Genomic DNA, 5,484 nt, shown 5'->3' on the forward strand with positions numbered 1-5,484 from the left:
AAGGTCGTCAAGGGTGGTCGTCGCTTCAGCTTCACCGCTCTGGTCATCGTCGGTGACGGCGAGGGCATGGTCGGCGTCGGCTACGGCAAGGCCAAGGAAGTACCGGCAGCTATCCAGAAGGGTGCTGAAGAGGCTCGTAAGAACTTCTTCCGCGTCCCGATGATTGCTGGCACCATTACCCACCCGGTTCAGGGTGAGACCGCTGCTGGCATCGTCCTGCTGCGCCCGGCTGCTCCGGGTACCGGTCTGATTGCCGGCGGCGCTGTCCGCCCGGTTCTCGAGTGCGCCGGTGTTCAGGATGTTCTGTCCAAGTCGCTGGGTACCAACAACTCCATCAACGTTGTTCACGCAACCGTTGATGCCCTCAAGCAGCTGGTTCGCCCTGAAGAGGTCGCCGCACGTCGTGGCAAGTCCCTCGAAGAGGTCACCCCAGCACGTATGCTGCGCGCACGCGCAGGTCAGGGAGCGTGATTTCCATGGCACTGAAGATTACCCAGGTCCGTGGTACCGCTGGTACCAAGCAGAACCAGAAGGATTCGCTGCGCACCCTCGGCCTGAAGCGCATCAACGATTCCGCCGTTCGCCCGGATACTCCGGCTGTGCGCGGTCTCGTGAACGTTGTGCGTCACCTGGTCGAGGTTGAAGAAGTAGCGGGGGAGTAGGTAAACCATGAGCGAACCAATTAAGCTCCACGACTTGGCCCCGGCTCCGGGTGCTAAGAAGAAGAAGACTCGCGTCGGCCGTGGTGAGGCTTCCAAGGGTAAGACCGCTGGTCGCGGCACCAAGGGCACCAAGGCCCGCAAGCAGGTTTCGGCAGCATTCGAGGGTGGCCAGATGCCACTTCACATGCGTCTGCCGAAGTTGAAGGGCTTCAAGAACCCGGCGAAGGTCACCTTCCAGGTGGTCAACGTTTCGGATCTGGAGCGTCTGTTCCCGAACGGTGGCGACGTCACCATCGCCGACCTGGTTGCAAAGGGCGCTGTCCGCGCTAACCAGCCGGTGAAGGTCCTCGGCGACGGCGACATCAACGTCTCCGTCAACGTCACCGCAACCAAGTTCTCGGGCTCCGCAAAGTCCAAGATCGAGGCTGCAGGCGGCTCTGTCACTGAGGCCTAAAGCATTTAAGCTTTAACAAAAGAGCTCTTAACCCAAGTGGTTAAGAGCTCTTTTTGTATTGAAAGGGAGGAAAGGGGAGGGGAGGGCAGCGCAAACCGCCCGCTTACAGCAGGCCGGTGTGGCGCAGAGCCTGCTCCAGTCGGTCGATGTCAGCGTCCGTATGGAGCGCGGTAATGGTCAATCGCAACATTGCCTCACCACGGGGAACCGTCGGGTAGCGAATCGCAGGTATGTACACGCCTAGCTCCGCCAACCGTGCTGTGGCGTCCATCGCTTCGGCTTCGTCGCCGACGGGCAGCGGGATGATTGCAGATGCGGGGTCGGCCTGTGCGCCAACTAGGGAGCGGACGCGCGCAATATTACGCTGCAATCGCTTGACGACGTCCCCAGCCTCCAACTGCTTCAACGCTGCACGGATAGCTGCGACGGAACCGGGGTTCATCGACGTTGAGTACACGAAGCTACGGGCTTGATTGCGTAACAGTTCGCCAACTGGTGCCGAGCAGAGAACGTATCCTCCTTCGACACCGAGAGCCTTGCTCGCGGTGCCGACCACAATGTCCGGGCGAATGCCCAGGTGCGCTGCAGTGCCACGACCGTGTTCTCCGATAACGCCGACGCCGTGGGCGTCGTCAAGCATCAGCCATGCGTTGCGACGGTGACAGGTGCGCTCGAGTGCCGGGCCGTCGATGACCTCGCCTGACATAGAGAACACGGAGTCGGAGATGACAAGTTTGTGGCGGGCGCTCGATGTTGCGAGGAGACGGTCGAGTGCCTGGTAGTCAGTGTGCGGAAAGACCGTGACTCTAGCTCGGGCATTGCGGCATCCGTCAATGATGGAAGCATGGTTGGCGGCGTCGGAGAAGATTTCAACGTCGGCGGTGGCGATGGCAGCGATGGTTGAGTGGTTCGCCTGGTAGCCAGTAGCAAAGAGAACGGCATCGTCGAAACCGAAGAACTGCGCGAGTTCATTCTCAAGTGCGCTGTGGATGCTAGTGCCGGTGGTCAGGCGAGAGCCGCCGGACCCGGTGCCGAAATGTCCAATTGCCTCGGTGGCAGCTGAGATGAGTTCAGGGTGCGTGGACAGGCCGAGGTAGTCCGAAGAAGAAAACAGTAGATAGTCGGTTCCGTCAATTCGGCTGTGTGGCAGTTGTCCGGTTTCGAAAGTGCGCAGTGTGCGGGCAAGCCCTTCAGCGGCCCAGGCCGAGTTCCTTTGGGCGGCGATTGCTGAGAGGTCGCTGTTGGGGGCGGTCACGTCCGGCGAGGAACTGGCGTCAGCTGGGAGCTCGACGTAGACCGGCGCGTTCTCCAGGTAATCGATTAGCTCGGGGATATCGGTGCCGGGTTCAACGATGAAGATGCGAGTACCAAGAGTGCTGCCGTGGTCCTTGATATTGGGGATACGGTGAAAGATTCCGTCCAGCGCCAGATATCCCCGCGTGTAAAAGGGGTCATCGGAGAGGCAGATTTCTGCGACGATACCCGGGGCGCTGTGAACCTTAGATGCGAGGATGAGCGCCTCGTGAAAATGATCCTTGGTGCAGTCCTTACTGGGGTGCGAGATGGCATCAAAAGTGGAAACCCGTACACCACGGGCAGGATTTGGGTCGAGCCGTTCACCGGAGGAGGCATCGATGAGAGCGGCACCGCGGAGACCTGTGAGTGAATAGGCCATTTCGACGGCGATGTCGGCTGCTTGTATGCCTGCAGCGTGTAGGCGTTGAGCAATGAGATTGCGTGCGTCCTCAGGGCTGGGGTTCGACTCTAGAAAGGGAGTCAACGCGGACACGGTGCCGATAGTCGACTCTTCAACCTTGTCCACAGTGATGTGAATTGTGTCGGCTCGACCCTTGTCGTGGTGAAGTGCACGGCTAGTCATTGCAGAAGCCAGCTGAGGTAGTTCGACGGCCGGTGCAAGACGCTCAGCGCCAGAGATATGGCAGCCATCGGCGCTGGATCGCATGCGGATGCTGTAGGTACTCACAGAGCAAAACTTTAACACTGTTCAAGTTTTGTCTGGGAAAATTGGGTGAGGCACAGTGAGGGGGCGTGGGCTCAGAGGGGAGGGGGCGCTGGGATCGTCGTCAAGCGAAAAGAGGTGATTGGCGGGGCGCTGTACTAACGGTGATATGGAGGTGTATTGCGACGATGTGGAGAAACGCTGGTAGACTCACTACGTCAAATACTGTCAATTAAAGGTTTGAGGAATACGTCATCCGCGTTGCTTAACTAAAACGGGAGACTACTGGCGGATAAGCGGGTAAGTCTTTCGGGAAAAGCGTGGGAGAAGCGGATTTCTTGACCTCGGGAGGATGCACGTGGCTTCCGGTCTCATTGCGGCGTTGCGCGATCCCGATTTGCGTAAGAAGATCTTCTTCACTCTGACGATGATCATTCTGTACCGAATCGGCTCGCAGATTCCAACCCCTGGTATCGACTACCAGTTGGTCAACGCGCAGCTCGAGCAGATTTCGAAAGATCAGTCCAGCGTTTACTCGCTGATTAACCTGTTCTCAGGTGGCGCTCTGCTGCAGATGGCGATTTTCGGCATCGGCATTATGCCGTACATTACGGCCTCGATTATCGTCCAGCTGCTCACGGTGGTGATTCCACACTTCGAGCAGTTGAAGAAGGAAGGGCAGTCGGGTCAGACAAAGATGACCCAGTACACCCGCTACCTCACAGTGGCGTTGGCGTTGCTGCAGTCTGCAGGCATTGTGGCCATGGCAGACCGAGGTGCCCTGCTGGGTGGCTCGCAGTCGCTGCTGGTTAAGGATGCGGGTGTCTTTGACCTCGTGGTGATGGTCGTTGTGATGACCTCCGGTGCCGTGCTGGTCATGTGGATGGGTGAGCTCATCACTGACCGAGGCGTCGGCAACGGTATGTCGCTGCTGATTTTCTCCGGTATCGCCGCTGGTATGCCGGCGCAGGGAGCGAACATTCTGCGCTCCACCACCGGTGTCGTGTTCGCCACCGTGATTGTTGCCGTGCTGATTCTCATCATCGGCGTTATTTTCATTGAGCAGGGACAGCGCCGTATTCCGGTGCAGTACGCAAAGCGCATGGTTGGTCGTCGCCAGTACGGCGGATCTTCCACCTACCTGCCGCTGAAGGTGAACCAGGCCGGTGTTATCCCTGTCATCTTCGCGTCCTCGCTGATTTACGTGCCGGTTCTGATTACCCAGATTGTTCAGTCCGGTCAGTCGAATCCGAACATGGACAACTGGTGGCAGCGCAATGTCATTCAGTACCTGCTGGCGCCGTCCAGTTGGCAGTACATTCTGCTGTTCTTCCTGATGATCATCTTCTTCTCCTTCTTCTACACCTCCGTGCAGTACGACCCGCACGAGCAGGCGGAGAACATGAAGAAATACGGTGGATTCATTCCGGGCTTCCGCCCGGGACGTCCGACTGCTGAATACCTGTCCTACGTCCTGATTCGCCTGCTGACTGTCGGCTCGCTGTACCTGGCGCTGATTGCTGTTCTGCCAAATGTCGCTCTTGATATGGGGCTTGGCGACGCGAACTCCGGTACAGGCGGTATGTTTGGAGGTACAGCCCTGCTGATTCTGGTCAGTGTTGCGCTGACGACGGTCAAGCAGGTTGAAAGCCAAATGATGCAACGTAACTACGAAGGGTTCTTGAAGTAATGCGACTCGTACTTGTAGGTCCTCCCGGTGCAGGCAAGGGCACTCAGGCAGCTATCCTCTCGGAGAAGCTCGGTGTCCCGCACATCTCCACCGGTGACCTGTTTCGCGCAAACATCGGTGAAGGCACTCCGCTCGGCATTGAGGCGAAGTCCTACATCGACGCCGGCAACCTTGTTCCGGACGACGTGACTGTGCGTATGGTCGAGTCCCGTCTGAATGAGGACGACGCTGCCAAGGGGTTCCTGTTGGATGGCTTCCCACGCACTGTTGGTCAGGCAGAAGAGCTGAAGCGTCTGCTGTCCAACCTCGGCACTGAGCTGGATGCGGTCGTACAGTTCGACGTTTCTGAGGATGTCGTCGTCGAGCGCATGCTGGCCCGTGGTCGCGCAGACGACACTGAAGAGGTCATCCGCAACCGCATGCATGTGTACACCAATGAGACCGCTCCTTTGCTGGATTACTACTCGGAGAAGATCATCAAGATTGCCGCTGAGGGATCCGTTGAGGAGATTAACGAGCGCACGATGGCTGAGCTGGAGAAGCTGAACTAGGCTCCTGGCACACCGGGTAACTAGACGCTCTAGCTTTTTCGCTGGCTGGGGCCGATGGGTTTGCCGGTTGTAGATGGTTGTTGAAGCCGCCCTTTCGAACCGTTGAGGTTTGGAAGGGCGGCTTTTGGGGTTAAGTAAAGAAAAGTGTGTCTTTTCCGGGCGTGTTG

At 58.2% G+C, this 5,484-nt stretch carries 6 protein-coding genes and 1 pseudogene; 5 read left to right on the forward strand and 2 right to left on the reverse strand.

Features of this window, described 5'->3' with window-relative positions; genetic code table 11:
- From rpsE to rplO, 3 genes are all read left to right on the forward strand, one after another.
- A partial coding sequence (rpsE, locus tag ADB02_RS00585; protein WP_049189358.1) for a 30S ribosomal protein S5 occupies positions 1-471 on the forward strand: 471 nt, incomplete at its 5' end.
- Positions 472-476: 5 nt separating this feature from the next.
- Positions 477-662 carry a 50S ribosomal protein L30 gene (gene rpmD / locus ADB02_RS00590; RefSeq protein ID WP_005509843.1) on the forward strand — a complete coding sequence of 62 codons (186 nt, stop codon included), beginning with the start codon at positions 477-479 and terminating at the stop codon, positions 660-662.
- Positions 663-669: 7 nt separating this feature from the next.
- Positions 670-1,116, forward strand: a complete 447-nt coding sequence (gene rplO, locus ADB02_RS00595; protein ID WP_016422071.1) for a 50S ribosomal protein L15 — start codon at positions 670-672, stop codon at positions 1,114-1,116.
- Between the two features lie 103 nt (positions 1,117-1,219).
- On the opposite strand, the gene ADB02_RS11835 is transcribed toward rplO, so the two are convergent.
- Together ADB02_RS11835 and ADB02_RS11840 are read right to left on the reverse strand one after the other, a co-directional pair.
- Positions 1,220-2,371, reverse strand: a complete 1,152-nt coding sequence (locus ADB02_RS11835) for an aminotransferase class I/II-fold pyridoxal phosphate-dependent enzyme (protein ID WP_414630084.1) — start codon at positions 2,369-2,371, stop codon at positions 1,220-1,222.
- A gap of 48 nt (positions 2,372-2,419) precedes the next feature.
- Positions 2,420-3,079: pseudogene (locus ADB02_RS11840) on the reverse strand (6-carboxyhexanoate--CoA ligase); the annotation flags it as partial.
- Between the two features lie 349 nt (positions 3,080-3,428).
- Here ADB02_RS11840 and secY point away from each other — a divergent pair.
- Both secY and ADB02_RS00610 read left to right on the forward strand, forming a co-directional pair.
- Positions 3,429-4,766 (forward strand): preprotein translocase subunit SecY, encoded by a 1,338-nt coding sequence (gene secY, locus ADB02_RS00605; RefSeq protein ID WP_048731466.1) that lies wholly within the window; start codon positions 3,429-3,431, stop codon positions 4,764-4,766.
- Positions 4,766-5,317 (forward strand): adenylate kinase, encoded by a 552-nt coding sequence (locus tag ADB02_RS00610; protein WP_005509947.1) that lies wholly within the window; start codon positions 4,766-4,768, stop codon positions 5,315-5,317. Before secY ends, ADB02_RS00610 begins: the two co-directional genes overlap by 1 nt.
- Positions 5,318-5,484: the final 167 nt, after the last annotated feature.

This window comes from Corynebacterium sp. 212_CJEI, assembly GCF_001055915.1.
Lineage (GTDB): Bacteria > Actinomycetota > Actinomycetes > Mycobacteriales > Mycobacteriaceae > Corynebacterium > Corynebacterium jeikeium_D.